This window comes from Paenibacillus sp. OT2-17 (assembly GCF_009827695.1).
Classification (GTDB): Bacteria; Bacillota; Bacilli; order Paenibacillales; family Paenibacillaceae; genus Paenibacillus; species Paenibacillus polymyxa_B.
Window position 1 is genome coordinate 1 of record NZ_WUDQ01000860.1, and the last position, 1094, is coordinate 1094.

The window sequence follows — 1094 nt, forward strand, 5'->3', positions numbered from 1 at the left end:
CTTTTTCGACAACTCAGGACGAAGCGCCTGTGTATGGAAGGCGTTCTCTGTTTCAAAGTGAAAAAAATGGGTAAATACACACATGAAATTATATGAAACCTTGGTAAAATGAAATAGTAAGCGAAAAGGGGGACTTTTGTCTTGAATGCATTATACCAGCGATCCCCGAGATTAAGGCCGGCGCTCCGAGAGGAGAAGCTGGAGATTTTACGGCCTCCGGCTGAGCCGAGCAAGCCGTCTTTTTCAATTATATCTATACTTATTCCGTTAATGATGACGTTGGTGACTATAGGCTTTTACGTATATATGAGCAAAACAGGCAAGATGGGAAACAGTAACTATTTGATGTTCCAGATGGTCACTGTGGTCATGATGCTTACATCTTATACGATTCCTTTTTTCGTCTATTTAAATAATAAGAAGGAATACAAGCGCAATCTGGAGGAACGGGACCGGATGTACCGGGAACAGCTTCAAAAGCATCGTGAAGAACTTGAAATGAAACGCGAGGAGCAAATTCGCACACTATATGAAATTCACGGTGACCCGCAAATATGCACTCAAATCGTCAAAAACCGCAATAGTTCACTCTGGGAACGATCACCGGAGGATGAGGACTTTTTGCAGGTGCGTATTGGGACTGGACAAGTTCCCTTTCATATTAAATTGCAAATTCCACGTCCAGATGGTTATGACCGAGATCCTTTGTTGGGAGCTGCGGATGAGCTGGAAGAGGAATTTCGTCTGGTAGACGCTGCTTCCATTGCATTACCGCTGTTTCAATCCAAAGTGGTTGGATTGGTCGGCGACCGGGAGCATACCCTTGCTGCGTTAAGAGTCATTTTGGCACAGGTGACGGTTCGTCACTCGCCAGATGAAGTGAAAATTGCTTCCTTCTATGACGAGCGAGAGGAAAGTGAATGGACTTGGATGCGCTGGCTCCCACATGTGTGGGATGATGACCGCATCCAGAGAATGATGTCAGACCGCAGTAGCAGTGCACATCAATTAGCTGATTTTCTGTTTGCCAGACTGAACCGTCGTAAAAATAATCGCAATGATCGCCAGGACAAAGGAATGGAAGTCCCGTGTTA

The 1094-nt window shown here is 45.2% G+C and carries 1 pseudogene; it reads left to right on the plus strand.

Going from position 1 to position 1094, the window contains the following annotated elements:
• Positions 1-141 precede the first annotated feature (141 nt).
• Positions 142-1094: pseudogene (locus GRP75_RS27720) on the plus strand (type VII secretion protein EssC); the annotation flags it as partial.